Raw genomic sequence first — 24459 nt, 5'->3', positions numbered from 1 at the left:
CTTATACAAAAAACGCGGAAGAATGCTAGGATTAACAACCGTAGCGGTTGTACTCATGGTGCTTCCGCTCGTGTTACACAGTCTGCAACGTAAGATTGCAGATGGTGGTCTAGGCAAGTTTTCTTGGTGAAAGCTTACCTATCTTCTCTGTTTGAATTTTTGTGGAGATTATAAAATGACTCAATATCGTCTGCTGATCGCTGCTCTGTTAGCTGCTTTCGCTCTGACTGCTTGTGGTGAAAAAGCTGCTGATGCTCCTAAAGCTGCTGAACAAGCTGCTCCAGCTGCACCTGCTGCTGATCCAGCTGCACCTGCTGCTCCAGCTGCACCAAAGTGATCAATAGCCGTTAGGCTAATGAGTACTAGACAGGGCGGTTTTTCCGCCCTGTTTTGTTTTGGGGTCAACTCACTCTCTGGCATAATCCCTTTATGTTTCTTAAAGTAGACCCTTCCCATGAGTTACTATCAATACCACGTCTTTTTTTGCACCAATCAGCGTCAGCCCGGTGTGGCTTGTTGCGCTAACCTAGATGCGCAAGCTCTGCGCGATTACGCCAAACAACGTACTAAAGAACTCGGTTTGCACAAAGATGGCAAGTCGCGCATCAATACGGCGGGTTGCCTTAACCGTTGCGCGGAAGGCCCGGTGCTGGTCGTTTATCCAGAAGGCATTTGGTATACCTACGTTGATCGCGAAGATATTGACGAAATCATTGAAAGCCACCTGCAAAATGGCAAGCCCGTTACCCGTTTGATGCTTGATCCTGTGTAACTCATGATGGAAAAATTGCGTCATTACGCCCGCTTAGTCCGGCTTGATCGCCCTATCGGTATTTATTTGTTGCTGTGGCCGACGCTGTGGGCATTGTGGTTTGCTGCCGAAGGTGTGCCGGATTTTACGATTTTATTGGTGTTTGTGGCGGGTGCGGTGCTGATGCGCTCGGCGGGCTGTGCGATTAACGATTACGCGGATCGTGATGTTGATCCGCATGTCGCCCGTACTAAAACCCGCCCGTTAGCCGCTGGTTTGATTACCCCGAAAGAAGCGTTGGGGGTATTTGCGGTACTGAGTTTGCTGGCATTTTTACTGGCACTATTACTCAATGGCCTGACTATTGTGCTGTCGTTGGTGGCGGTGTTGCTCGCGGCAACTTACCCGTTTATGAAACGCTTTCATCATTTGCCGCAAGTGCATTTGGGGGCGGCGTTTGCTTGGGCGATTCCGATGGCGTTTACCGCAGTCACGGGGGTAATGCCGCCGTTGGTGGCGTGGTTGCTGTTCGCGGCAGCAGTGTTGTGGACGACGGCTTACGATACCATGTATGCGATGTGTGACCGTGAAGATGATCTGAAAATTGGGGTGAAATCCACCGCTATTTTATTTGGGCAACACGACCGCGTGATCATTGGGGTATTGCAGGTGCTTACCTTGGTGTTGTTGGCAGTGGTGGGGTGGTTAAGCGCACGTGGTAACTGGTATTGGTTGGGTTGGGCGGCAGCGGTGGGTTTTTCGCTATACCAACAGTGGTTGATTCGGCGGCGTGAACCGTTACCCAGTTTGCAGGCATTTTTAAACAATCATTGGCTGGGAATGTGCGTTTTCGTGGGTTTGGCAGCCGATTATGCTTTATGAAGCAGATTCCGTTACAATCGGTCGTTTTATGACACTCTTGAGCTTGCATTATGTCTAGACAATCCAGTTTTAACCGTGAAGAACTCCTGCAATGTGGTCGTGGCGAAATGTTTGGCCCCGGTAATGCGCAACTGCCTGTACCGAATATGCTGATGATGGATCGCGTCCTTGAAATCAGTGATGATGGCGGTGCTCACGGCAAAGGTCACATTTTGGCAGAATTGGATGTCACGCCGGATTTATGGTTCTTCGATTGCCATTTCCCCGGTGATCCGGTAATGCCGGGTTGTTTGGGCTTGGATGCAATGTGGCAGATGGTGGGCTTTTATTTGGCATGGCTGGGTAATCCGGGTCATGGTCGTGCATTGGGAGTTGGTGAAGTTAAGTTCTTTGGTCAGGTATTGCCCACCGCAAAGAAGGTGACGTACAAACTCGAACTCAAGCGCGTGATTACCCGCAAATTGGTGATGGGTATCGCTGATGGCAGTTTGGAAGTTGATGGGCGCGAAATTTATACTGCGAAAGACTTGCGGGTAGGTTTGTTTACCTCTACTGCGAATTTCTAAACGGCCTATACTCCTGATAAAGGAACTTCCTGCTGGTGACTGGTTCAAAACGGCAGGAAGTTTTCTTCACCATACAGCTTCAGGAGCTATACCATGAAACAACAACTCGCTGCCTTATTGCTCGGCATGGCTGCTTGGGGTGTTACCCACGCGGCTGATACTCCAGTTTATGATCGCATTGCGTTTACCGTCAGTGCTGAAAAGGAAGTCCCCAACGATGTGTTGACCGCCGTGTTGTACGCAGAGCAACAGGGGCAGGATACCGCAGCAATGGCGGATAGCGTCAATCAGGCGATTACTTGGGCGATGGGCGTTGCTAAACAAGAAACCGCTGTAGAAGCCCGCACACTCGATTACACCACTAATCCGATGTACACCGATTCGCGCATTACCGGCTGGCAAGTACGTCAAAGCATTCAGCTCAAAAGCAAAGACAGCAAGGTTTTGAGCGGTTTACTCGGTAAATTGCAGGAAAAATTGCGCATCGAAGGCATCAATTACAGCGTTTCCCCCGAAGTGCAAGGCAGCACTGAAGAGGAGTTGATTAATACTGCACTGGCTAATTTCAAGAAGCGCGCGGAACAAATCAAAACCAGCATGGGGCGTGCAGAGTACCGTGTGGCGCGGTTGGATGTGCAAGCAGCAAACGATTTTCAACCACCGATGATGCGTATGGCAGTGATGGATGCCGCACCGATGGCAGCTCCCGCACCACCGTCACTGGAAAGCGGTAAACAGAAACTGAAAGTGAATGTGCAAGCCGAGATTGAACTTTCAATCAATTAAATGTACGATACCGGCCTTTTCGCACATACCGAATAATTTGAGGATTTCAACATGAAGCCCGGCATTCACCCTAATTACAGAGAAGTCGTCTTTCAAGACATGACTAGCGGCTTCACGTTCTTGACCCGCTCCACCATCAACACCAAAGAAAACGTGACATGGGAAGACGGTAAAGAATATCCACTGGTTAAAGTGGAAATTTCCAGCCATTCGCACCCGTTCTACACTGGTAAGCAAGCAGTTAACACCACTGCTGGCCGTGTCGAAAAATTCAAGAATCGTTACGCTCGCGGCAAGTGATTGCTGGCAGACGATTGCTGAATCGGGCATGATAAAAAGGCATCCTACGGGATGCCTTTTTTGTTGGTTGTTTGAGGAGTTCAACGATGCGCTATGCTGCTGTAGTGATGGGCATTGTGCTGGTCGGGCTAACCCAGTTGTTGGGTTGTTCTGTCAATCCAGTGTCCGGTGAAAATCAGCTTGCTTTAATGTCTGAAGGTGAGGAGGTCAATGCGGGGCAGCAAGCGCATCGCGATGTCCTTGCGCAAAATCCTCCCTATCGCGATGTCGCCTTGCAAGCGTATGTAAGCCGTATTGGTCAAACGATGGCTGCACAAAGCCACCGCAACCACCTGCCCTACACGTTTACAGTGCTGGATGATCCGGCGGTAAATGCTTTCGCCTTGCCGGGTGGGTATATCTACATTACCAGCGGTTTGTTGGCGTACCTGAATTCTGAAGCCGAATTAGCCGGGGTATTAGCCCACGAAATCGGGCATGTGGCGGCGCGGCATAATGTCAGCCAAGCCTCATGGGGCGCGGTGGGGGAAATTGCCACCAAAATCCTTAGCGAAAAACTGGGTAATCCTGAATTAATCAGTACGCTGGGTGAGCTGGGTTTACGCCAATACGGGCGAGATCAGGAATTACAAGCGGATGGTCTGGCGGCGGAATATTTAGCGCGTGCAGGTTATGATCCGGCGTACATGGTGAATGTGATTGCTACCTTACAAGCGTATGATCAGTTTACCGGTGGCGGTTCTGAGCCTTACCGCGATTTACTGTCTACGCATCCTAGCAATGACCAGCGGTTGCAGCAGTTAATTGCGCAAGCGCGTCAGTACGGTGGTGGGCGACGTGATCCGGGGCATGAAACGTTTTTGCGCCAGATTGAAGGTTTGCGTTTACCCTTAGGTAATGGGCAAACTGTACAGGTACGCTTGTTGACAGCGCGTCCCGGTGATAATTTTGAACGCTTGGCGCAATCCAGTCGGTTGCGCAACAATGCGGCGATGCATTTACGGGTATTAAACGGTTTGTTTCCGAACGGCGAACCGCGTCCCGGTCAATTACTAAAAACGATACAATAAGCAATCAGTGCACTACAGTTAGTCAACCTGTTGAGTCAAACAAAACGGCGGAGGAGCCATGTCCAATTTAAAAGAAGATGCGCTGAAATATCACGCTGAACCACGTCCCGGCAAAATTGCCACTCACATTACTAAGCCAACCGCGACGCAACGTGATTTGGCTTTGGCATATTCACCAGGGGTTGCTGAACCCGTGCGTGAAATCCACAAAGACCCGGAAGCGGCGTACCTGTACACCGGCAAAGGCAATCTGGTTGCGGTCATTTCCGACGGTTCCGCCGTGCTGGGTTTGGGCAATGTCGGCGCACTCGCCGGTAAACCCGTGATGGAAGGCAAAGGTTTGCTATTCAAACGCTTTGCGGACATTGACGTGTTTGACATCGAAGTTGCTACCCAAGACGTGGAAGAGTTCATCACCGTGGTGAAGAACATCGCAGGCACGTTCGGCGGGATTAATCTGGAAGACATTTCTGCACCGCGTTGCTTCGAGATTGAAAAACGCCTGCAAGCGATGCTCGACATTCCGGTATTCCATGACGATCAACACGGCACTGCGGTGATTATCGCTTCCGGCTTGATGAATGCACTGGAAATTCAGGGCAAAAAAATCGGTGACGTGAACATTGTGTGCGTTGGCGCGGGTGCGGCGGGAATTGCTTCAATGAACCTGCTGGGTGCATTGGGTGCGGATAAGCAAAAGCTGTTAATGGTCGATAGCAAAGGCGTATTGCACACCGGGCGTACCGATTTGAATGCTTTCAAACGCGATTACGCGGTGGAAACCGACAAGCATACCTTGGCGGATGCGTGCCAAGGTGCGGATGTATTCATTGGCTTGTCCGGCCCGGACATTATGACGGTGGATATGCTCAATAGCATGGCGGCAAACCCAATTGTGTTCGCGTTGTCGAATCCTGACCCGGAAATCAATCCGGCAGTGGCGTTAGCGGCACGCAGTGATTTGATTATGGCGACGGGGCGCAGTGATCAGCCTAACCAAATCAACAATGTGTTGGGCTTCCCGTTCTTGTTCCGGGGTGCATTGGATGTGCGGGCGCGTTGCATCAATATCGAGATGCTCAAAGCGGCAGTGTACACGCTGGCGGAATTAGCCCGCGAACCCGTGCCGCAAGACGTGCTGGATGCTTACGGCTTGGATGCGCTGGAATTCGGGAAAGACTACATCATTCCCAAACCGTTTGATCTGCGTTTGCGTGAGCGTGTGCCTGCGGCAGTGTCCAAAGCGGCGCGTGACAGTGGTGTCGCACGCCTCTAAGTGATAACCGGGTTACAGGCCGTTATACGGCGTTAATACCGGTTGCGCCTGCGGGGTTGCCTGCGGGCGTTGTGTCGGGGTTAAACTCAGTTTTTCCCCTTCACCACGAATGCAGTAACGCAAACCTAAACGGTAGCAGCGTTGCGCATTTTCTGGTTCCTTCATAGTGTCCAGCAATTCCGCTAGCTCCAAGTACGCTTGGGTGTTGGGGGTTTGATTGAGGCTGGATTCGTAATAGCTTTTCGCCATGCCCCAGAGTTTTTGCTGATTGTATAAACGCGCTAACAGCAGCAGTAACGCCGGGTTATTATCCGGGCGGCTGAGTTGCCATTTTTCCGCTTGTTGAATCGCATTGCCTAAACTGTGGTGCTGAATGCGCCCGTACAAATCCGCCAAACCGTCATCCCAACGCTTGTTAAGATTATTGCTAATCAGGCTGGCACAGCTCAAATCATCCCCTGCGGTGTGTAATGCACGCGCGTACAGCAAAATCGCTTCAGGATTTTCGCGGATGACTGACGGTAATTTTTTCCACAAGGCTTGCAGTTTATCGGCGTGTTTAGCTTTGGCGTGTTGCTGGAACATCGCGGCTAAAGTTGCACCTTGTACCTTGCCCATATCGTCGTTTTTCAACAGGTTTTGCTTAACCAGTTCTGGGAGTAATTCCAGTAAAGTATCCCAGTGTTCCTGACGGTACAAAACTTTGGCGAGGAGCTTTAATACGTAAGGGTGTTTGGGCGAAAGTTCGCGTAAGCGCGTCAGGGTTGCGTGCGCTTGCTCAAGTTGCCCGCTGGTCATTTGCATATCGGCTTGCGAAACACCCACGGCAATATTGGCTTTGCTGTCACTTTCAATCGCCTGTTTAAGCAATTCATCGCGGCGGGTGTAGGCTTCCTGCATGTGTGCGGCACGCGCGGCGGCAAGGTAGTTCAGCAGCGGAGTATCGCTGTGTGGTGCGTGTTCAGTGAGTAATTTTTCTGCCTTTTCCCAATGGCCTTCGGTCAATTGAATCAAACCTTGGCTGAGGGCGCGGCTGGCCTTGCTGCCAAGGCGGGCTTCGCGGTAACGGCTGAAATTACGGCGCAGCCCTAGCACGTGGCGTAACAGCGCAATCCCGATGTAAAACACAATGCAGGTTAGCAGCACCAACGCGACCAGGGTGGCGGTTTTCATTTCCAAGCTCCAGACACCCCACGTAATCGTGGTGATGCCGGGATTGGCGAGTACGGTTTGCCCCAGCCAGAAAATACCAGCGGCTAAAATCAGCAGAACGATAAGGTAAAGGATCATTCGCTTTTGCCTCCTTTACTGGTGTCTTTGGCTGGCGGCTTAGTCGTCGTTGCCTTGTCATCAGCAGCCGGTAAGGGCGGTTTGGCGTTGTCGGCTTGGCGGGCACTTTCCAACTGTTTCAGGCTTGCGGAAATATCTGGTAATACAGGCTGCAAATCGAGTTTATCGAGTTTATCCAAGTTCTCTTGGAGAGGTTTGGCTTGCGCTTCTGGGTAATAGCTTTTCAGGGTTTCGCGCAGCAATGCTATTTGCGCATGGAATCCGCTGTTATCACGTTGCAGTACCAGTAGGCGTAAGGTTTCTAGGCGCAGATGTAGTAGCTGGAATAAATGCTGACGTGCATCGGCATCTAACGCACTTTGCAATGGCTGGTCAAAACGCCGCACCACCACAGCATCATTGAGCATTTCACCCGCCTTGCGTTTGTAATCTGCCCACAAGGAATTGCCCTCGATGCTATCGCTGGCGGCAATGTCCGTTGTGGCGGCATCGCTTGCGGCGACCTCACTCAGGGCGGGCAGTGGTTTAAGTTCCAGCATCATGGCGTGAATTTGTTGCGACGCGCCGGTAATGTCCGGCGCAGGTGCGGCTTCTAGTGCGGAAATATCACGCGCGATTTGCTGACGTACCGGCAAGTAATTGACCGAACCCAGTGTTGCCAATAGCGCATCAGCCTCTTTCAGGCTGGCTTTTGCGGTTTGCGGGTTATTGACGAGGTGCAATTCGCGATTAGCCATTTGTAACAGGAAGGCGACTTCGGCGACTTGCCACTCTTTGGTGGTTGCTGGAGCCGCGCTTTGCTGCATTCGTGCCTGCAAGAAGGTCACTTGCTCGACTTGCGAAGCCACGGTATCGGCAAATTGGCGGGTTTGGTTTTGCATCCGCGCCATTTCCTGCAAGGCTTCCGTGTGGTTGGCTTGCGATTGGTTGGCCTTGTCGGTGAGTTCTTTACGTAAGGCTTGAATCGCACTGTCGTCGGGTGCTTGGGTTAACTGCTGTTTAATAGCCGCGAGTTCTGACACATTGTTGCGCACCTTGTCGTGCATTCGCTGCCAATGCTTATAGCCTGCGGCAATGCCCACTACCGTAAAAAATAAGGCGAGGATGGCAATAAATAACGCGAAACGTGCGCTCGCAGAGCCACGCTTGGCAGGTTTGCTGTTGTCGTAAATGTCCAGTGTTTCCACGTCATTTGCGCTAGGGTTGCTATCAGCTTCGTGTGCTGTTTTGTCGATCATCGTGAGAATTCCTGTGCCCATTGGCTGAGTGCAGCTAACATTGCCTCATCACCGGGGTTGTCTGCAATGACCATCTGTCCCGTAAAACCGGCTTGCCGGGCGGTGGTTGCCATGCGTTGACTACCCACCAATAACGGAACCGTCTTTATCCATTCAGGATTACCCAGCAACGTCAGTAAGTTGAGTAATCCCTCGCTGCTGGTGATGGCAATTATACCAAGCTGCTGGCTATCGTGGTGGTGTTTCAATACGCTAATGTCATTTTTCGGACAAATGCGCTGATAAACGTCCACATAATCCACGACCGCCCCGCGTTGGCGTAGCGTATCGGCTAATAATTCGCGGCCTCCCTCACCCCGAAAAATCACAATACGCCGGTTTGCCAGTTGTTGCACCGCTGGCATCGCTAGAAAATCTTCGCTGGTAAAGCCCATTGCTGGAACCCAAACCGGCTGTAACCCCGCTGCTTGTAAGCTACGGGCAGTTTTACTACCAATCGCGCCCAAGGTTAACTGTTGTAACTGTGTGCGTTGTGACGCATTGAGCAATGCAAGGCCAAATTGCACCGCATTGCTGCTGATGAAAATAGCTGCGTCGTAATCCGCTAAATGCGCTAACCGCGCTGTTGCCTGCTGTAAATCTTCGCAAGCTTGCACCGCAATCACCGGAAACGCCAACACTCGCGCTCCCCGCTGAATCAATTGCTGCTGGAACGCCGTTGCCTGATGCGCAGGGCGCGTGACTACGACACCCAGCCCCTGCAAGCTGTTGTCAGGCATGAATGCCTAACGACGCCAGCACTTTACCGCCACCTTGCGCCAACAGATTTTCGGCAACCAATACCCCAAGGTCTTCCGGGTCAACCACACAGCCGCGCAGTTCACAGGTATACACCTCGGAACCATCCGGGAAACCGATCAAGCCGCGCATCCGTAACGCGCCTTCTTCGAGTTCCGCAAAACCTGCCACAGGAATCTGGCAACCACCGTTTAAACGTTTATTCATGGCACGTTCGGCACGCACACAAACCGTGGTTTGCGGATGGCGTAATGGTGTCAATAAATTTTCTACCCGTGGGTCGTTGCGGCGGCACTCAATGCCGATAGCACCTTGACCGATGGCGGGTAAACTTTGTTCGGTAGACAGGTAGGCGGTAATCCGCTGCTGGAATTCCAGACGAATCAAACCGGCGGAAGCTAAAATAATTGCGGCGTATTCGCCGTTATCCAGCTTGGATAAGCGCGTATTGACGTTGCCCCGTAAATCCCGAATCTGTAAGTGTGGGTAACGGGCGCGAATTTGGGTTTGGCGACGCAGGCTGGATGTGCCGACGATAGCACCTTCCGGTAACGCATCCAGGTTGGCGTATTCGTTGGAAACAAACGCATCGCGCGGGTCTTCACGCTCCATAATAATGGGTAGGTGCAAACCGTCCGGGAATTCCATCGGCACGTCTTTCATGGAATGCACCGCAATATCCGCGCTGCCTTCCAGCATACCGACTTCCAGTTCTTTCACAAACAAGCCTTTACCACCGATTTTGGACAGTGGGCTGTCGAGGATTTTATCACCGCGCGTTACCATGCCCACCATTTCGATGTGCAGACCGGGGTGAAGCTCCTGTAAGCGGCGGGCGACGTGTTCGGCCTGCCAAAGGGCGAGAGGACTGGTGCGGGTTGCGATACGGATGGTGTCAGCCATAATTTTTGCGGATGCCCCTGATTCAATGAAACCCCTGCACTTTAAATGTTTGACACCCTAAGCGCAATCCCGTACCTTGCCGCGCTGTTCAGGTGCTTCGGTTTAATCACTGAAGTTAAACGGGAAACTGGTGTAACACCAGTGCTGCCCTCGCAACGGTAAACGTATTCACGCAAGCCCGACACCGGCCTGACAACGCGCGGTGGAAGACCCTCACCCCCCCTCTCCCGCTTAGCAGGAGAGGGGGAAGAGATTCCCCGTTCCAGTCATGGTGCGCGATGGGCGCACAATACGGAAAACCAAATACCATGAAATTATTCCCTTTTGCCGCTGCGTGCGGTACTGCTTTTATTTGCCTGTCTGTTTCCCCCAACGTGTTGGCGGAAGAATCTACTCAACTCGAAGAGGTCGTGGTAACTGCTGACCGCAAAGCGCGGACGGTGGATGAAACACTTACGCCCGTCACTGTTATTACCCGTAAAGATATTGAGAAGTATCAGGCCACGGATGTTGCGGAAGTGTTGCGTCGCGTGCCGGGGATTAGCATCACCAATAATGGCGGAATGGGTAAAGTGACTTCAGTTCGGTTGCGTGGTACAGCAGCAAATCACCTTTTAGTCTTAATTGACGGCGTACAAATAGGTTCTGCCACCTTGGGTTCTGTGTCTTTTGAGCATTTGTCGTTGGATCAGGTCGAGCGTATTGAGGTAGTACGTGGCCCACGTTCCAGCTTGTATGGTTCGGAAGCTATCGGTGGTGTTGTTCAGATTTTTACCCGTAAAGGCGGAAAGGGCTTTCAGCCAGAAATCATTGCCAGCATCGGTAGTCATAACGCTCAAAAATTGAATGTAAACTTGGCAGGCGGAGATGCCGATACATGGTTCAATGTGAATGCTGGCACAGAAAAAACAGACGGTATAGACACCACTAGCAATCAACAAGAGCCTGATAATGATGGTTATCGCCGTGAGTCTGCTTCATTGCGTGCTGGGCATCGTTTTACTAATGGCACGGAAGTAGAAGCCGCGTTGTTGCATACTCAGGGTGACAATGCTTTTGATGGTAGTGATCTTTCAGGCAATTCAAATGATTTTGTGCAAGAAAGTATCTCAGGAAAAGTGAAACATGCATTCGGTGAGCGGGTAAAAGTATCGGCTCAGATTGGACAGTCTCTTGATGAAACCTATAACTATTTTAACGGTGGCAATCTTAATCCTTTTGCCAGTCGGCAATTTGATACCCGCCGTGAAACAGCCAGCTTGCAAGCGGATGTTGTAACGAGTGCAAACGGTGCATTGACTATTGGGGTCGACAGGCAAAAAGATAAAATCATAAGTGATAGTGTGTATACCGTGATCTCCCGCGAGAATGACGGTGTGTTTGCCAGCTACCAGCACGATTTTGGTAAAACGGATGTGGAGGTGTCCGCACGTCGCGATGACAACCAACAATTCGATAAACATAGCACGGGTGCAATTGCCATTGGACATGAGATCGGTGATGCAATGCGTATCAAGGCATCCTACGGTACAGCATTTAAAGCACCGACATTTAATGCCTTATATTCCCCGTGGGGTGGTGATCCAAATTTGAAACCTGAAACCAGTCAAAATATTGAACTGGGATTGTCAGGGCGCGGGCAGGGATTTACCTGGGATGCAGCAGTCTTTCAGAATAAAATTACCGACTATATCGAATGGGAAGAAGATGCAGTGGGTAATTGGACTGTGAGTAATGTGCAACCGACGATCAAGGGCGTGGAAGCTCGTGTTGCTGGTAAGTTGGGTGAATGGGATGTCGCGTCCACATTAACGTTACAAAATCCAAAAAAACGCTCCGGGCCTTTTGCTAATCAACAGATGGTTAACACGCCAAAGCAAATATTTAATGTTGATGTTGATCGTAAACTAGGTGCGGTTTCTGTAGGGGCTACCCTACATGCAGAAGATGCGCGTCATGGTAATGCAGCAAATACCGATAGTCGAAAGCTTCCCGGCTACGCCACCGTTGATCTCCGCGCTGATTACCGGCTTGCAAAAGACTGGACAGTGGGGGCGAAAATCGGCAACGTGTTGGACAAGGATTACCAGACCAACTCTGGGTATAATCAAGACGGTATTAATGGTTTGGTGACGCTGAAATACGCACCGAAGTAGAACTTGTTAAGGAGATATGTATGTTTGAACTTTCTCATAAAAACCAATGGCTGGTCGGCGGCATTTTGCTGTTGGTGATGCTGGCGACGCGCGTTCATGTCAGCGATCACTTGCTGGATGCATCGTGGGCAGTCTTTTTCTTGGCGGGTTTTTATTTGCGTAACGCCGTGAGTTTCGGGGTGTTTATGGCGACAGCGATGGCGATTGACTACGTTGCTGTCAACCAATTTGGGGTTAGTGATTTCTGTCTGTCACCCGCTTATTGGGCATTGGTTCCGGCTTACGGTGCGTTGTTTGTGTCTGGGCGTTGGTTTGCTGGGCAATACCAAGGTGAAACCTTTGCGTCGTTGGGCAAGTTGATCATCGCGGTCATAGCGGGTTTCGCGGTATCAGAAGTGATTTCCAGCGGTAGTTTTTACGCTCTTTCCGGGACGTTTGCTGAGGTGACGTGGAGTGAGTTTGGAGCACAATTGCTGAAGTACTCCCCGCACGGTTTGTACATTATGAGCTTGTATCTGAGTACGGCTGCGTTGTTGCATATTGCAGTGCGTCAAATTAAGCAGGTGAATACCACCGTTTAAATGGTCGTGTTAAATACAGGTAAAGAGTGCGGATTGGCTTTTTTACTTGTGTGAATTTCTCATAACAAATATCTATTTACTGTGTAATAATATTGATCAGTGTAGTTGGTGTATGAGTGAATAAACATGATACAAAAAATGCGGTGCAGGGCGTGGTTATTTCCCTTGGGGCGGCAGGTTTACCGTGTTTATGATTCGGCGACGCTGGAGTTGCTGGGGCATTTTTTGGGTGCAATGCTGCTGTGTGCTATTTCGGTGGGGCAAGCTCCGCTGATAACCATTGTGATGTGGGGTGCGGCGCAGGGCTTGGTATTGGGGTTGCGCTTTATGGGGTTGCAATCTTATCGCGAAGCGCAACAGCATTTGCACTTGCGCCAAGTGGAGACGCAATTGTGCCCGTATCGTTGGGGATTTTCCTATCTGGTGGGAGTTTTCCTCAGCGGTTTGACGTGGGGCGCGAGTGTTTTTCTATTGAATTTTTCTGATGAACCAGCGTATCACGCGGTATTGGTATCGGGTATTTTTGTACTGGCAGGGTCAGCCGTTGTGACCTTGGGTTCTATTTTCTCGCTGTATTTGCTGTTTGTGTTGCCGATGGTGTTACCGGTAGCGGTATGGTTATTGCTGAATAGTGACCCACTTTACAATGCAATGGCGTTGGCGGCGTTGATTTATGTGTTTTACACCTTCATGGCGGCACACAGCCTGAGCAGTTCGGTGCAAACCTTGCACGATAAGAATCAGGAAATTCTCGCCACCCAGCGGGAAATCTTGCTGCGTTTGGGGCGTGCCGGTGAATACCGCGATAGCGAAACTGGCGAGCATATTCAGCGCATGAGTAAAAGTTGTCAGTTATTGGCATTGCAGGCCGGTCTAGGGCAAACCTTTGCGGATAAAATGTTGTACGCCAGCCCGATGCACGACGTGGGTAAAATCGGCATTGCGGATCATATTTTGCTGAAACCCGGTAAATTAAGTGAGGCAGAAAGAGCCGTAATGCAAACCCATGTGTTAATCGGGAAAAACATTCTCGATGGGCATAGTTGCGAAATCATGCAAATGGCGAGCCGCATTGCGGAAACCCACCATGAACGCTGGGATGGCATGGGTTATCCCTACGGTTTAGCGGGTACAGAAATTCCTTTGGAAGGGCGGATTACCGCGATTTGTGATGTATTTGATGCGCTGACTTCGCAACGCCCGTATAAATCGGCATGGAGTGATGCCCGCGCGGTAGCATTCATACGCGAAGAAGCCGGACGGCATTTTGATCCGGTATTGGTGGGGTATTTTCTGGAAATTATCCCGGCGATTGTGGCGTTGCGCGAAACCTGTTCCCAAGAGCGTGATAACTTGGGTTACGGAAACTTAACCACCGTCCACCCCGTCGGATTAATCGTGCCATCGGATAACAAGATTTTCTCCACCGCCGACGTTTGCGCGTAACGCTGCAAATTGTCTTCGCTCATCCGCCCAAATGCGGTGCGGAAAATGGCCTCTCTGGATTTCAGGGAGGTAAGCTCCCCCAGTAATGCTTTATCCGTTCCCACCACAATCTTTTTGTAACGGGTACTCGCTTCCCGCGCCGAAATCCAGCGTTCCATTGCCGCGAATTGCGGTTTCAACGCATACGATGTATCGACCACAATCAGCACATCCGGCTGGTGTTGGCTTAGGTAAACGTGCGTACCCGCCCAAGCAGCGACGTGCAGCACTAGAAACAAACCAAAGATTTTCAAGCCTTTCACGCGCTGCCTCCCTTGGCTTACATTTCCGAATTCAGCAAGTTACCGATACGGAAGGAGGCGGAACCCGCACTCGATTCGGTATACGCGCCTTCTGCCAGACTCGCCATTTCCTTGAGTTCGGGCGAACTCAGTTCGTAAGCAATCGTGTGAATCGGGATGCCGACCAGTTCCAGCAAGGTTTTGGTTTGCTCGAAATCCACGCCCATATTGGTTTCGCCATCGGATAGCACGAAGATCACGGTTTTGTAATCCGGGTGGGTCTTTTTGAATTCGCTCAGTAAATTCGCCGCAACCAAAGTAGCACTGTAAGTTGCGGTTTTGCCGCCCACCGAAAGCTGTTCCACCGCGCCGTTAAATAAGGATTTTTGCTGCACGTTGAACGGGTTAATCGGTAAATCCACGTTCACGGTATCGTTGTACGACACCAAACCAATCGCGTTATTGGCACTGATCAGGTCGGAGGATTCGATCAGGGCTTTTTTCAGGTTTTTAATGCGCTCGCCTTCCATTGAGCCGGAAATATCGGTAACAAACACTGCCGCAACGGGTTTGCCGCCGGACTTTTTCTGCTTCCAGAGTTTTTGCGCTTGGGCAAGGGTGTTGCCATCGGGAATTTTGTAGGCATCGCGGAAATCGGGGCTGGTTTCAAAGCCGTACTTGGTTAGTACCGATTTTTGGGTGGCAATGTATTTAGCAAATAGCTTCAAGGTTTCCAACTCCGCCGGGTCAGCTTCGCTGGTGGCGTACAGCGGGTTGTCGTGGCGCACCCCGAACGGCACGAATTGGTAATCATCCATGCCGGTGGCACTTAACCAGGTTTGTTCGCTGCCGACAAAACCATCCAATACGCCGCTGCCCATGGCGGCATCACGCATTTGCAGGGTGTTTTGCGCCACAAACGGCACACCGAGTTGGAAGGCTTCAAACGCGCTGGCAACATCCGGCGACAACATTTGGCTGTGATCACCTTTGGCAAACGCATCCAGCACCGTGATTAAGAAGTTTAACCCGGTGGCGGATTGGTAAGGGTTGGTGTAACCCATTGCAAATTCGCCGCTGCTGACGTTGGTGAGTAATTTAGCAACGTCGAGCTTGCCATCGGTGGTAATCAGGTCGAGTTTGGTTTTCCGTGCAATCACGCCGCCGACGCTGGACGCGGTTACGTCGGCAATCGTGGTAAGTTTATTGCTACTGCTATTCACTAAACTTCCCCACAAGGCATTCGCGGGGGAATACGCTTCGGCAATGTACTGCCCGGTCATAATGAATTGCGCCCCTAACCCGGAATCGAGCTTGCGGATGGTAATCGCGGCTTTTTTGCCGTTGCTCAGGGTTTGGCGTTGTTGGTTGAAATTTTCGGCTAATTCCAGATACACGCCATCTAAGCCTTTGCCTGCTTTGTCGGCAGAGGTGAAAATTTCTGCGACTTCGGTGTCATTACTGTCGGTTACGTCCAGCAACAGCGGGTATTCGGCTAAATCCGGCAACATTGCCAGCAAATTGGTGCGGGTCAGTTGGATATTGGCGCGGTACTGGTTTTCGCGTTGGGTGGGTTGAATGTCGGTTTGTACCAATTCGGCGACTTTGACTTCGGCTTTTTCTTTGGTGTCGAGGGTTTCGCCGCAACCGCTTAGCGTGGTGGCGATTAACCAGGCGAGGGCGGTGAAAGTAAGTGTGTTGCGCATATTCATGACTGGGTTCCTGTGTGGCTGGCGGTTTGCGCCAAACTGACTAAACGCGCCAAGGTGTCGAGTCGCTCAAATTGGCTGACTGAACGAATATTGGCGACTTCCACGGCGGTTTCGTTTAAGGCAGTGAAGAATTTATCGTTTTCGGCGAGTAACGTGGTGATGCGTTGTTGTTGTTCCTGATGCAAATCTGATTGCGCAGCTTGGCGGTTTAATCCGGCAAGGCTGTGCCCAACCGCCACCATGTCGGTGAGATTTTGCACGACGTGTTCCTGCACACTACGAGCGGCATTCAGGTAGGTAATCGGCGCGAATTGTTTGCCGATAAAGCGGGTTTCCACCACTGAACGGTAATCATCGAGAATGTCGGTGAGGATATTGGCTTGTTTTACACCGGCAGTAATGTTTAATTCGGTTAAGGATTCGCGGACATTGTCTAGGCGTTGCATTAGGGTGGCGTGTTCGCGCAGGTTGCGTTCGTTTAGCCACAAGGCTTCGTCCTGCATTTTGTAACCGAACAGGCGGTACAATAGCGGCACGCTGAGCGCGATTAAAACCGCCGCTACCGTATAAATACCCAGCAGCCACCAAGGGGCTTGAAACCACCAAGCAAACAAGCCGACTAACGCTGCCGAGAGTGCCAGTGCGATTAGGGTGTATGCCTTGATGGTGTTATAAGGATTTGGGGCAGAAATAAGCGTTCTCCTCGCGCAGTCTTACCTAACGGCTATTGTAGAAGCATATCGCCTCGCTGTGTCAATGATACGATAAACTGTCGCTTATAAGGTTTAAGGCTAGGGGTGTTAATGGATGCTTAATATTTGTCTTGAAACGTATTTTCTGGTTGGAATATTCTGCAAAAAATCACGTCTTCGCATATAGTTGTGGGGTGTCTTTTCTAGGAGAGTGATAATGTCATCTCAAGTAACCCCAGATTTCCTGCAACAGTTACAGCCTGAGCAATTAAAAACGGCAGCAGCCCGTCGTTTCGCAGATTTTTGCCTGCAAGATTTTCCCGACCGTCAAAAAACCGACGGTTTTGAACCACACGTTTATGCCGATGCCGCCAGTTTAGTGGTTGCCCGCCTTGAAGCGACACGTTATTCGGATACTCTCGCATGATTATTACGGCACTTAAAGCCAGCGATTTTCGCAAATACGCTGACCTGCATTTAACCCAACTGCCTGAACGCGGTCTGATTGCAGTGATTGGTTGCAATGAATCCGGCAAAAGCAGTATCGGCGATGCGATTCAGTTCGGTTTGTTTGGTTGCACCGCGCAACTGGATGAAACCCAAGTGAATAAACTGATTCGCTGGGGTACTGAACAAACTACTGTGACCTTGCATTTACAGCACCGTGGTCATGCTTATCACCTGATTCGTTCGGTGAACCAAGCCGGTGACACGATGGCAACGCTGTTTTCGACCGAAGAGGGGCTAACCCTCGCGGATACTCCCGAAACGGTGGAACATCAGCTCAAAGCCTTACTGGGTTACAACCATAAAGCGTTTGCCCAAGCGTTTTACTGGAGCCAGCAAACCGCCCAACTGCCACAAGGCGATAATGAGCAATTGCTGGCATTAGCCGGTTTGAAGGAGTACGCGAATCTCAGCGGGCAATTGCAAAACGAAAATCGTGAGCGTATTCAAACCATTGCGCAAATGAATGATGCCCGTAAACAGCTTCAGGCGAATTTAAACGGGTTACAAATTGACGAAGCGCGGTTGCCGCAACTGGAAAGTATTGGCACGGTGCTCGAACATCGCCAGCAGTCATTTTTGCAATTAGCACAACGCATTGATAAAGAAACAGAAGTTTACCCCAGTAATCGTGAGCAGTTTTCAGGGCTGAAACAGAAAAGTGAAAAGCTAAGTTTTTGGACACGTACCACCCTGATGGTGTTCGTTCTGATGCTGTTAACCGGCTTGTTTTTATTGGTTTCCCCGCCGCAATGGCTATCCGGGATGAGTGGTGATTTGCGTGAAATGCTGGGCAAAGCAACGATTCGCGTGGCGGCATTAACCGCTTTAGCCGGGGCTGCGTTGTTAATTTACGGTTGGTTTGTGGAAATGCGCCAGTTGCGCCCATTGCGGTTACAGGCGAATCGGCTGGCGGATACCTTGATGGAAGGTTTTGATGTCACCAATACCCCGGCGGATCAGCAATTAACTCAGGATAATGAGCCGCTAACCCATGACGCAGCGCGTTATATCTTGCAAACCCAAGCCGATATTCCGGCTGTTAGTAGTGATCACCCCGATATTGCCGTATTGCCGGAATGGGCGGAATCGGTGCGGCGTTACGAATTAAACATGAATAATTTGCAGGGTGCAGCGGATGCATTAAACGTTAGTATGGAAGCCCGCAACCGCGAATTCGGTCGTTATTTACAGGTATTAAACGGCGACAAAGCCCAGCAACACGCCGCGCTCAACCAACGTGAACAGTACCAAGCGCAACTGGATCAGCAGGAAATGGCTTTGGAACACATCCGGCGTGACCGGGTGGTGTTTGATACCGCACTGGATTTATTGCAACGTAGCGGTAGTCAATCGGTGGCGCGTTTTAACCAACTGGTGCAACAGCGTTGTACGGAATTGCTGCAACGTTTTACCAATGGTCACTACGAAACTATTCAATTAATGCCCGATTTCAGCCTGAAAGTGTTGTCTGAACAAAAAGGCGCGTATCTGGATTTCATTGAAACCTCAGCGGGAACTCAACGGCAAATTGCGTTAGCGATGCGGGTTGCGGTGGCAAATGCCTTGGCGGATAACACCCATACCACCCATCAAGTGTTGTTTTTGGATGAGCCATTGGCGTTTTTTGACCCAGAACGCAGTCTGAGTACCTTGCAGAGTTTGCAGACAGTGAGTCAGTCGGCGGTGAGTCAGGTGTGGTTAACTGCGCAAACCGTGCCGGAGGGTGTTGATTTTGCTCGAGTGATTCATTGTCCGCAAGCCAGCGCGGATTTGCACGCTTAGGGTTTATTCTTTGACATTTCTCAAACTATAATCGGCCTCGCACACAGTTAATGAGAGGATAAGATGATGACGTTTGAAGATTTTGCATCGGCACAGTCGTTTTTACTGATAGCGGGTTTTGTGATTGCCTTCATTATGGGGGCGGTGGTGAACAAAACCCATTTTTGCACCATGGGCGCGGTTTCTGACTGGGTTAATATGGGGGACACGGGGCGTTTCCGTGCGTGGGGTTTAGCCATTGGCGTTGCGCTGCTGGGCGTAGTGGTGTTGGAAATGTTGGGTATGGTAACGGCTGATGGCTCTTACCCACCGTACCGTAACGGGCAATTGATCTGGGTGGAAAACCTGATTGGCGGCATTTTATTCGGCATCGGTATGACGATTGCGGGCGGCTGCGGCAACAAGTGTTTAGTACGTATCGGTGCTGGCAACCTGAAATCCATTTTGGTGTTTTTGATTATCGGTTTGGTGGCGTATTTCATGCTGAACCCGTTCCCCGGCTCTGATAAAACCTTGTATTCCGTGTTGTTTTACCCTTGGATGAATCCGTTAGCGATTAATCTGGGCGATTCGCAAGACTTAGGCACGCTATTGGCTGGCGCGGATAATGCGAAAATTGCCCGTCTGGTCATTGGTGGCGTGTTGGGTCTGGCGTTGGCATGGTTGGCGTTTAAATCCAAAGACTTCCGCAGCAGCAGCGATTTTGCGGTGGGCGGTATCGTGGTGGGTTTGTGTGTGTTGGCGGCGTGGTATGTCACCAGCAATATCAGCGTTAACATTGACGATCAACCGTACAGCTTGAGCCAATATTACAGCGAATGGGACATGCTCGCAGAATCCGAAGCAGGTAAACCGGCACTCGGTGCGGCATTAGCACCACAATCGTTCACCTTCATCAATCCGATGGGGCAAGCGGTTGGCTATGCGGCAGGTGGTTTTAATAGCGGTTTGTTAACCTTTGGTTTAATGGCCTTTTTCGGGGTAGCCGCAGGTTCGCTGGCATGGGCTTTAGTAAGTCGTACTTTCAGAATCGAATGGTTCGCTTCATGGGCAGATTTTACCAGTCACGTCATTGGCGCGGGTTTAATGGGTATCGGTGGCGTATTGGCGATGGGTTGCACCGTTGGGCAGGCAATTACTGGGGTTTCCACCTTGGCGATTGGCTCGTTCATTGCGTTTGCAGGCATTGTATTGGGCAGCGCGTTAACCATGAAAGTGCAGTTCTATCAAATGATGTACGAAGAAGAAGCTTCTTTTGCTAAAGCTTTGATCACAGGTTTGGTCGATTTGAAGTTGTTGCCAGAGTCTTTACGCAAACTTGAAAAAGTTTAACCGAAGCTTAAAAAAAACTTGAAAGCGGAAAGTGTTTGCGTATAATACCGCTCTTCTCAGGGACATTAGCTCAGTCGGTAGAGCATCTGACTTTTAATTAGGTGGTCGTGCGTTCGAGTCGCACATGTCCCACCATATACGAATCAAAGGGTTACATTCAAACGGATGTAGCCCTTTTTTCTTTGTAATCCCCATCAGGTGTCCTTTCAGGTGTCCTTTTGCTGTTTTGACTCCCTCAAACACCCCATTTTCTAATGCTTTGGCGTGACGTAACGCCAGAAGAGTAATAGGCAATCCCGCCGCCGTTTCTAACCTAGCGATACCCTGTTTTTTCAGTTTTGGCACGTTGCTATTGCTATTCCTGCTATTCTTGCTATTCCTAGATGATTGGCCTTTATAATCAATGGTTTGATGAATAGCAGATTTTGCTATTCCTGTTGCTACAGTTGCTATTCCTGCTATTTTTAGATTATTTTTTGCACGAATAGCAAGTTTTGCAGTTTCCATACGTAAAAAAACCGCATCAGGTGCGGCTCTTAGGGGTTGGGTGTTTTGGCTATCGTCTGCGGTAGTCGTCCAGATTATGAACCCGTGCCGTGTAATCATCACACCACCGCCATGCTGGTGAACTCTGCATCACCACATTACCGTAGGGCGTAACCTGTCGGTAAGTACAACGATTTTGCAGGCAATCAATGCAACGCACCATTCCCGCTGGTATTTCTTCAAGTCTTGGTTCTTCCATGCCTTTGTATTGGTAAGCGTACCAGCGCACGGCCTGAACAATACCTGCTTGTTTTACTAATCCCTGCCCGAACTCTTGCAAGTCATCAGCGAAAAAAACCGCCAATTCTTCAAGAGTAACAGGCAATCCCGCCGCCGCCGCTTCTAACCTGGCGATACCCTGTTTTTTCAGTTCTGGCGCGTTGCTATTGCTATTCCTGCTATTCTTGCTATTCCTAAATAGTTCTCCTTTAGAATCAATGGCTTGGAGAATAGCAGATTTTGCTATTCCTGTTGCTACAGTTGCTATTCCTGCTATTTTTAGATTGGTTTTTGAACAAATAGCAGGTTTTTCAGTAGCAAGTGGGTCAAAATCGGGGTTTAGCCAGTCGCGTAAAGCCATTATTTCACCTCTTCCAGCAATGCCGGATTCACTTCAATCACTGCGGTTTTACCCTCTTTGGTCTGGCGAATGCGGTTTGCACGTTCCAGCGTATCAAGTGCCTTATTCAGCTTGTCGGCCTTGCGTAAACTGGCAGGGGTGACGCGCTGCAATACACGATTTTTGCTAACGATGGCTTCCCCGCTTGCCTTGCATTCAGCTATTAACCACGAATCCAGCTTAACCGCTTCAAGGTCATCTTTAGGTAAGGCAATCTCACCAAAAAACCGCCGCGCTTCGTACAAGTGCCAGCTTGCTAAACGACAAGCCGCTCTCATGGTTTCGCCGCTGATTGCGTCCAGCACATCACCGCCGTTGAACAGGTGAAATAATCCCGCTAAACGTGCCGCGTTGTTGGGGTTCTTGCCCGCTATCTTGCCTTCACCTTCAAAATCGCCGCCTGAAACAAGTTCGCGTTCAACAGAATTCAGATAATTAACCCATATTCCCAGTGCTTCACGGGATAGTTTGAGCGTTGGCAAATTGTCGAACTTGCCGCCCTTTCCGTTGGTGTATTGCTGTTCAAGTATTCCATGCAATTGCTTACGGAATGCTTCAATGCTTGGTGTTTGCGCCTCAGTTAACAGGGTTTCAACGTCTTCAATGCGTGTACCTTGCGTTGTTTCTGGGAATGACAACAGCCAACGTGCAAAGAAACCTGAACCAGTTGCGCCCCTTCCGTTCGTCTCGAAAAACTCCCGGATAAGGTCGGGTTGAATAGCAAGCCCCATAGAAAAACGTCCGCCAGCTATGGTAAAGCTATCATCATCGCCGCTTCTGGTTACTTCCACTTTGCCAGCTTCCCACAATTCATTAATGCGGGAAAAATTGCGCATCGCTTTATCTTTTGCCATGCCGTGTCCACCAAAAACCGCGCCCGCTTCTGCTGCCATATTGCAAAGACTAGGCCATTTATTCATAAGATGTTTAGCTATGCCTTCGGGTGTTGCATCCTTGGTGGTCATCTTTGGGATATACACTTTTTCGGGTTCGTTCTGTTCCAGCCAGATAAGTTTTTCCCGCGCCTCTTGGCCTTTTTGTAGGCTTATCGGGTCGCCTTTTGATGCTGCTGATTCAATCGCTTTTTCAAGTCCGCGTTTTTGGGCGTTCCAGCTTGCAAGCTCTGCTTTGTATGCTTTCAGTTCTGGTTCAAGCTCCATTTCCTTGCTGTCGCACCATTCGCCGATTTCCTCAGAAAAGAAGTCGTCAGCCGCGCTTTTCCGTTCGTTGGGGTCGCCAATTGTGACCATAATCAAGCTAAGTGGTGACGGCTTTTTTAATCGTGGGTTAGGTTTGATATTGGCAACACCTTGGCACGCTGTCGCCAGTACGGACAATGCCGAGTTTGCAGCGATGGCTGCCGGACATTTGACGATTTGCACAACCTCACGCACTGCATCGCCAATAATGCCCGGTAGCGCGTCAAGCGGGTAAGGTGCTGCGCTGGTTTGTTGGGTGAGCGGTTCGGGTGTATCCCACTGATAAGCGGGTTTTTCAATGGTTGCCATTTGTAGGATTTTCGCTGGTACTGCCATGTTATGCGGCCTCATTAATCAGGTCGTTAAAGTCGGCCTTGTTGGTGGTGTTCGGGGTTAGCACATAGCCGTTACAGGCAAACGCGGCTTGTCTGGCGTAGTGAACGCCGGGGTTTTCAATGTTGCCCGCCTTAACGCCTACGTCATTGTCAGCAGCAAACACTAATTCAGATTCAGGGTAACGGGTGCGTATCGCCTGCCCCACTGGGGTTAGGTTGCCCGCATCGAACGCAATAACGACACATTGCCCGGTGAGCTGGTGCAACGTTGCGCCGGTTGCGTAGCCTTCGCACACATAAACCGTATCCGTTGGGGTTTCGGGCTTGCCGATGTGGTGGAAACCGCCGCGCTTACTGCCAAGGATAATCTTGTCAGTTTTCCCGCCGTCTGCGGTTTCCACCTTTGCCGGGTAGATGTATTGCAGGGCTTGCAGTTGCCCGGATACGTCACGGATAGGCACAAGCAAGGCGGTGTTGTGTTGGCGGATACCGAACGCGCCTACCTGCTTACGGACTAAATACGGGTGGTCTGGATTAGCAGGCTGTGAGGCTGCCCACGTTTTCCGCTGTTTGGCGATACGTTGCGCCCTTGCCAATGCCGCCGCCGCTTGCTGGCGTGCGTTGTGTGCGTCAATTTCGGCTTTACGTTGCGCGTATTCTTCGGGTGAAAGTCGGGTGTTATCCGTTCCCCATGATTTCCAAGTGAAATACTCTTCACCTTGGCGGTGGTCGTGGTAACGGACAATCACACCCTTAACGTGCTGGATAACGATGTAACGGCACTTGCCCGTGTTGGGGACTTCGCCGCCGTCGTGCCACTGTCCATCCTCCTTCAGGTTGTCGAACGAATAGCCAATATTTTGCAGCATGGCTTCCTGCAAGTTGCTATAATTCATCTGTCGATTCCTCGCTGGTATCGCCATTTTGAAGCCCTGCCGGATTCCGCCCGGTGGGGCTTTCGCATTTTGGGGATGTTGATTCAATCCACGTCTTCAGTTCTGATTGTTTCCAACGTGAGGCAGTCAGCCCGACTTTCACGGGGTTGGGAAGTTTTCCCAATCTGGCAAGCCTCCAAATAGAAGAGCGGGACATTTTCAGCACTTGTGCCACTTCTCTATCTGTCAGCATTTGTTCAATTTCATTCATCGGTTTGATTCTCGCTTGTGTAAAGTGGGCAAGGCTTGCGCCCTGCCCGGTGGGGGTTATGCCGCCAAGAGCGCGGCGATTTCCGAATCAATCAATTCGGGTGAAGCATCAGACGGGAAAAATGCCGTGCCGTGCGTGCTGCCAAAAGCGTTTATTTCGTCCATTAAATCGGCCTCTTCCTTGTCGGTTATCCAGTACCCATCAAGCCAGTAATAAATGGGCTTTATTGGTTCGGATGTGTTTTCTATGGTCATGTGTAGGT

General features: G+C 50.5%; 26 protein-coding genes, 1 tRNA gene and 1 riboswitch. Of the genes, 14 read left to right on the top strand and 13 right to left on the bottom strand.

Going from position 1 to position 24459, the window contains the following annotated elements; translation table 11 throughout:
• The first annotated feature begins 175 nt into the window (after nucleotides 1-175).
• The 5 genes from J9260_RS15840 to J9260_RS15820 all read left to right on the top strand — a co-directional run bounded on the left by J9260_RS15840 (nucleotide 176) and on the right by J9260_RS15820 (nucleotide 2985).
• The gene (locus tag J9260_RS15840; protein WP_210218681.1) at nucleotides 176-337 is read left to right on the top strand and encodes a hypothetical protein; all 162 of its coding nucleotides are present in this window, start codon (nucleotides 176-178) and stop codon (nucleotides 335-337) included.
• A 117-nt stretch (nucleotides 338-454) separates the two neighbouring features.
• Nucleotides 455-772: a (2Fe-2S) ferredoxin domain-containing protein gene (locus J9260_RS15835; protein ID WP_210218680.1), complete on the top strand. Its 318-nt coding sequence runs from the start codon at nucleotides 455-457 to the stop codon at nucleotides 770-772.
• 3 nt (nucleotides 773-775) lie between these two features.
• Nucleotides 776-1633, top strand: coding sequence for a 4-hydroxybenzoate octaprenyltransferase (gene ubiA / locus J9260_RS15830; RefSeq protein WP_210218679.1), 858 nt, complete (start codon nucleotides 776-778; stop codon nucleotides 1631-1633).
• A 50-nt stretch (nucleotides 1634-1683) separates the two neighbouring features.
• Nucleotides 1684-2199 (top strand): 3-hydroxyacyl-[acyl-carrier-protein] dehydratase FabA, encoded by a 516-nt coding sequence (fabA, locus tag J9260_RS15825; protein WP_210218678.1) that lies wholly within the window; start codon nucleotides 1684-1686, stop codon nucleotides 2197-2199.
• A gap of 93 nt (nucleotides 2200-2292) precedes the next feature.
• Nucleotides 2293-2985 (top strand): SIMPL domain-containing protein, encoded by a 693-nt coding sequence (locus J9260_RS15820; protein WP_210218677.1) that lies wholly within the window; start codon nucleotides 2293-2295, stop codon nucleotides 2983-2985.
• On the opposite strand, the gene J9260_RS18920 is transcribed toward J9260_RS15820, so the two are convergent.
• Nucleotides 2974-3315 carry a hypothetical protein gene (locus J9260_RS18920; RefSeq protein WP_425520097.1) on the bottom strand — a complete coding sequence of 114 codons (342 nt, stop codon included), beginning with the start codon at nucleotides 3313-3315 and terminating at the stop codon, nucleotides 2974-2976. The genes J9260_RS15820 and J9260_RS18920 overlap by 12 nt on opposite strands.
• 56 nt (nucleotides 3316-3371) lie before the next feature.
• Between J9260_RS18920 and J9260_RS15810 the strand changes: the two genes are divergently transcribed.
• Nucleotides 3372-4355: a M48 family metalloprotease gene (locus J9260_RS15810; protein ID WP_210218675.1), complete on the top strand. Its 984-nt coding sequence runs from the start codon at nucleotides 3372-3374 to the stop codon at nucleotides 4353-4355.
• A 58-nt stretch (nucleotides 4356-4413) separates the two neighbouring features.
• A complete protein-coding gene (locus tag J9260_RS15805) occupies nucleotides 4414-5631 on the top strand; it encodes a malic enzyme-like NAD(P)-binding protein (protein ID WP_210218674.1) in 1218 nt (405 codons plus the stop codon).
• A gap of 12 nt (nucleotides 5632-5643) precedes the next feature.
• Here J9260_RS15805 and J9260_RS15800 read toward each other — a convergent pair whose 3' ends face one another.
• The 4 genes from J9260_RS15800 to hemC are packed head-to-tail and all read right to left on the bottom strand — an operon-like array spanning nucleotide 5644 to nucleotide 9860.
• Entirely contained in the window at nucleotides 5644-6921 is a 1278-nt protein-coding gene (locus tag J9260_RS15800; protein ID WP_210218673.1) for a heme biosynthesis HemY N-terminal domain-containing protein, read from the bottom strand.
• Nucleotides 6918-8159 (bottom strand): uroporphyrinogen-III C-methyltransferase, encoded by a 1242-nt coding sequence (locus J9260_RS15795; RefSeq protein WP_210218672.1) that lies wholly within the window; start codon nucleotides 8157-8159, stop codon nucleotides 6918-6920. Before J9260_RS15795 ends, J9260_RS15800 begins: the two co-directional genes overlap by 4 nt.
• Nucleotides 8156-8938: a uroporphyrinogen-III synthase gene (locus J9260_RS15790; protein WP_210218671.1), complete on the bottom strand. Its 783-nt coding sequence runs from the start codon at nucleotides 8936-8938 to the stop codon at nucleotides 8156-8158. Before J9260_RS15790 ends, J9260_RS15795 begins: the two co-directional genes overlap by 4 nt.
• On the bottom strand, nucleotides 8931-9860 hold the full coding sequence (gene hemC / locus J9260_RS15785; protein ID WP_210218670.1) for a hydroxymethylbilane synthase: 930 nt from the start codon (nucleotides 9858-9860) through the stop codon (nucleotides 8931-8933). The genes J9260_RS15790 and hemC overlap by 8 nt, the downstream gene beginning before the upstream one ends.
• 72 nt (nucleotides 9861-9932) lie before the next feature.
• A riboswitch (cobalamin riboswitch) is annotated at nucleotides 9933-10067 on the top strand.
• 101 nt (nucleotides 10068-10168) lie between these two features.
• On the opposite strand from hemC, the gene J9260_RS15780 reads away from it, so the two are divergent.
• From J9260_RS15780 to J9260_RS15770, 3 genes are all read left to right on the top strand, one after another.
• Complete coding sequence (locus J9260_RS15780; protein ID WP_210218669.1) at nucleotides 10169-12016, top strand: TonB-dependent receptor domain-containing protein; 1848 nt, start codon at nucleotides 10169-10171, stop codon at nucleotides 12014-12016.
• 20 nt (nucleotides 12017-12036) lie between these two features.
• Nucleotides 12037-12597 carry a hypothetical protein gene (locus J9260_RS15775; protein ID WP_210218668.1) on the top strand — a complete coding sequence of 187 codons (561 nt, stop codon included), beginning with the start codon at nucleotides 12037-12039 and terminating at the stop codon, nucleotides 12595-12597.
• Between the two features lie 126 nt (nucleotides 12598-12723).
• Nucleotides 12724-14043 carry an HD-GYP domain-containing protein gene (locus J9260_RS15770; protein ID WP_210218667.1) on the top strand — a complete coding sequence of 440 codons (1320 nt, stop codon included), beginning with the start codon at nucleotides 12724-12726 and terminating at the stop codon, nucleotides 14041-14043.
• Here the strand turns inward: J9260_RS15770 and J9260_RS15765 are convergent.
• The 3 genes from J9260_RS15765 to J9260_RS15755 are packed head-to-tail and all read right to left on the bottom strand — an operon-like array spanning nucleotide 13956 to nucleotide 16650.
• Nucleotides 13956-14345, bottom strand: coding sequence for a hypothetical protein (locus tag J9260_RS15765; RefSeq protein WP_210218666.1), 390 nt, complete (start codon nucleotides 14343-14345; stop codon nucleotides 13956-13958). The two genes, J9260_RS15770 and J9260_RS15765, sit on opposite strands and share 88 nt — an antisense overlap.
• Nucleotides 14346-14362: 17 nt before the next feature.
• Entirely contained in the window at nucleotides 14363-16036 is a 1674-nt protein-coding gene (locus J9260_RS15760) for a vWA domain-containing protein (RefSeq protein ID WP_246499482.1), read from the bottom strand.
• Nucleotides 16033-16650 carry a hypothetical protein gene (locus J9260_RS15755; protein ID WP_210218665.1) on the bottom strand — a complete coding sequence of 206 codons (618 nt, stop codon included), beginning with the start codon at nucleotides 16648-16650 and terminating at the stop codon, nucleotides 16033-16035. The genes J9260_RS15760 and J9260_RS15755 overlap by 4 nt, the downstream gene beginning before the upstream one ends.
• 295 nt (nucleotides 16651-16945) lie before the next feature.
• Here J9260_RS15755 and J9260_RS15750 point away from each other — a divergent pair, with 295 nt between their 5' ends.
• The 4 genes from J9260_RS15750 to J9260_RS15735 all read left to right on the top strand — a co-directional run bounded on the left by J9260_RS15750 (nucleotide 16946) and on the right by J9260_RS15735 (nucleotide 20487).
• Nucleotides 16946-17155 (top strand): hypothetical protein, encoded by a 210-nt coding sequence (locus J9260_RS15750; protein WP_210218664.1) that lies wholly within the window; start codon nucleotides 16946-16948, stop codon nucleotides 17153-17155.
• The gene (locus J9260_RS15745; protein WP_210218663.1) at nucleotides 17152-19020 is read left to right on the top strand and encodes an AAA family ATPase; all 1869 of its coding nucleotides are present in this window, start codon (nucleotides 17152-17154) and stop codon (nucleotides 19018-19020) included. Before J9260_RS15750 ends, J9260_RS15745 begins: the two co-directional genes overlap by 4 nt.
• Nucleotides 19021-19083: 63 nt before the next feature.
• Nucleotides 19084-20352: a YeeE/YedE family protein gene (locus J9260_RS15740; protein WP_246499480.1), complete on the top strand. Its 1269-nt coding sequence runs from the start codon at nucleotides 19084-19086 to the stop codon at nucleotides 20350-20352.
• A gap of 59 nt (nucleotides 20353-20411) precedes the next feature.
• Nucleotides 20412-20487: transfer RNA gene (locus tag J9260_RS15735), tRNA-Lys, on the top strand.
• A 421-nt stretch (nucleotides 20488-20908) separates the two neighbouring features.
• On the opposite strand, the gene J9260_RS15730 is transcribed toward J9260_RS15735, so the two are convergent.
• Genes J9260_RS15730 through J9260_RS15710 form a run of 5 tightly spaced genes read right to left on the bottom strand, consistent with a single transcriptional unit; the run spans nucleotide 20909 to nucleotide 24451 of the window.
• Nucleotides 20909-21478: a hypothetical protein gene (locus J9260_RS15730; RefSeq protein WP_210218662.1), complete on the bottom strand. Its 570-nt coding sequence runs from the start codon at nucleotides 21476-21478 to the stop codon at nucleotides 20909-20911.
• Nucleotides 21478-23052: a YfjI family protein gene (locus tag J9260_RS15725; protein ID WP_210218661.1), complete on the bottom strand. Its 1575-nt coding sequence runs from the start codon at nucleotides 23050-23052 to the stop codon at nucleotides 21478-21480. Before J9260_RS15725 ends, J9260_RS15730 begins: the two co-directional genes overlap by 1 nt.
• A gap of 1 nt (nucleotide 23053) precedes the next feature.
• Entirely contained in the window at nucleotides 23054-23947 is an 894-nt protein-coding gene (locus J9260_RS15720) for a toprim domain-containing protein (RefSeq protein WP_210218660.1), read from the bottom strand.
• On the bottom strand, nucleotides 23937-24197 hold the full coding sequence (locus J9260_RS15715) for a helix-turn-helix transcriptional regulator (RefSeq protein ID WP_210218659.1): 261 nt from the start codon (nucleotides 24195-24197) through the stop codon (nucleotides 23937-23939). Before J9260_RS15715 ends, J9260_RS15720 begins: the two co-directional genes overlap by 11 nt.
• Before the next feature lie 56 nt (nucleotides 24198-24253).
• A complete protein-coding gene (locus tag J9260_RS15710) occupies nucleotides 24254-24451 on the bottom strand; it encodes a hypothetical protein (RefSeq protein WP_210218658.1) in 198 nt (65 codons plus the stop codon).
• Nucleotides 24452-24459: the final 8 nt, after the last annotated feature.

The sequence above is a fragment of the Thiothrix unzii genome, assembly GCF_017901175.1.
Classification (GTDB): Bacteria; Pseudomonadota; Gammaproteobacteria; order Thiotrichales; family Thiotrichaceae; genus Thiothrix; species Thiothrix unzii.
This window is presented reverse-complemented; position numbering and strand designations above follow the sequence as displayed.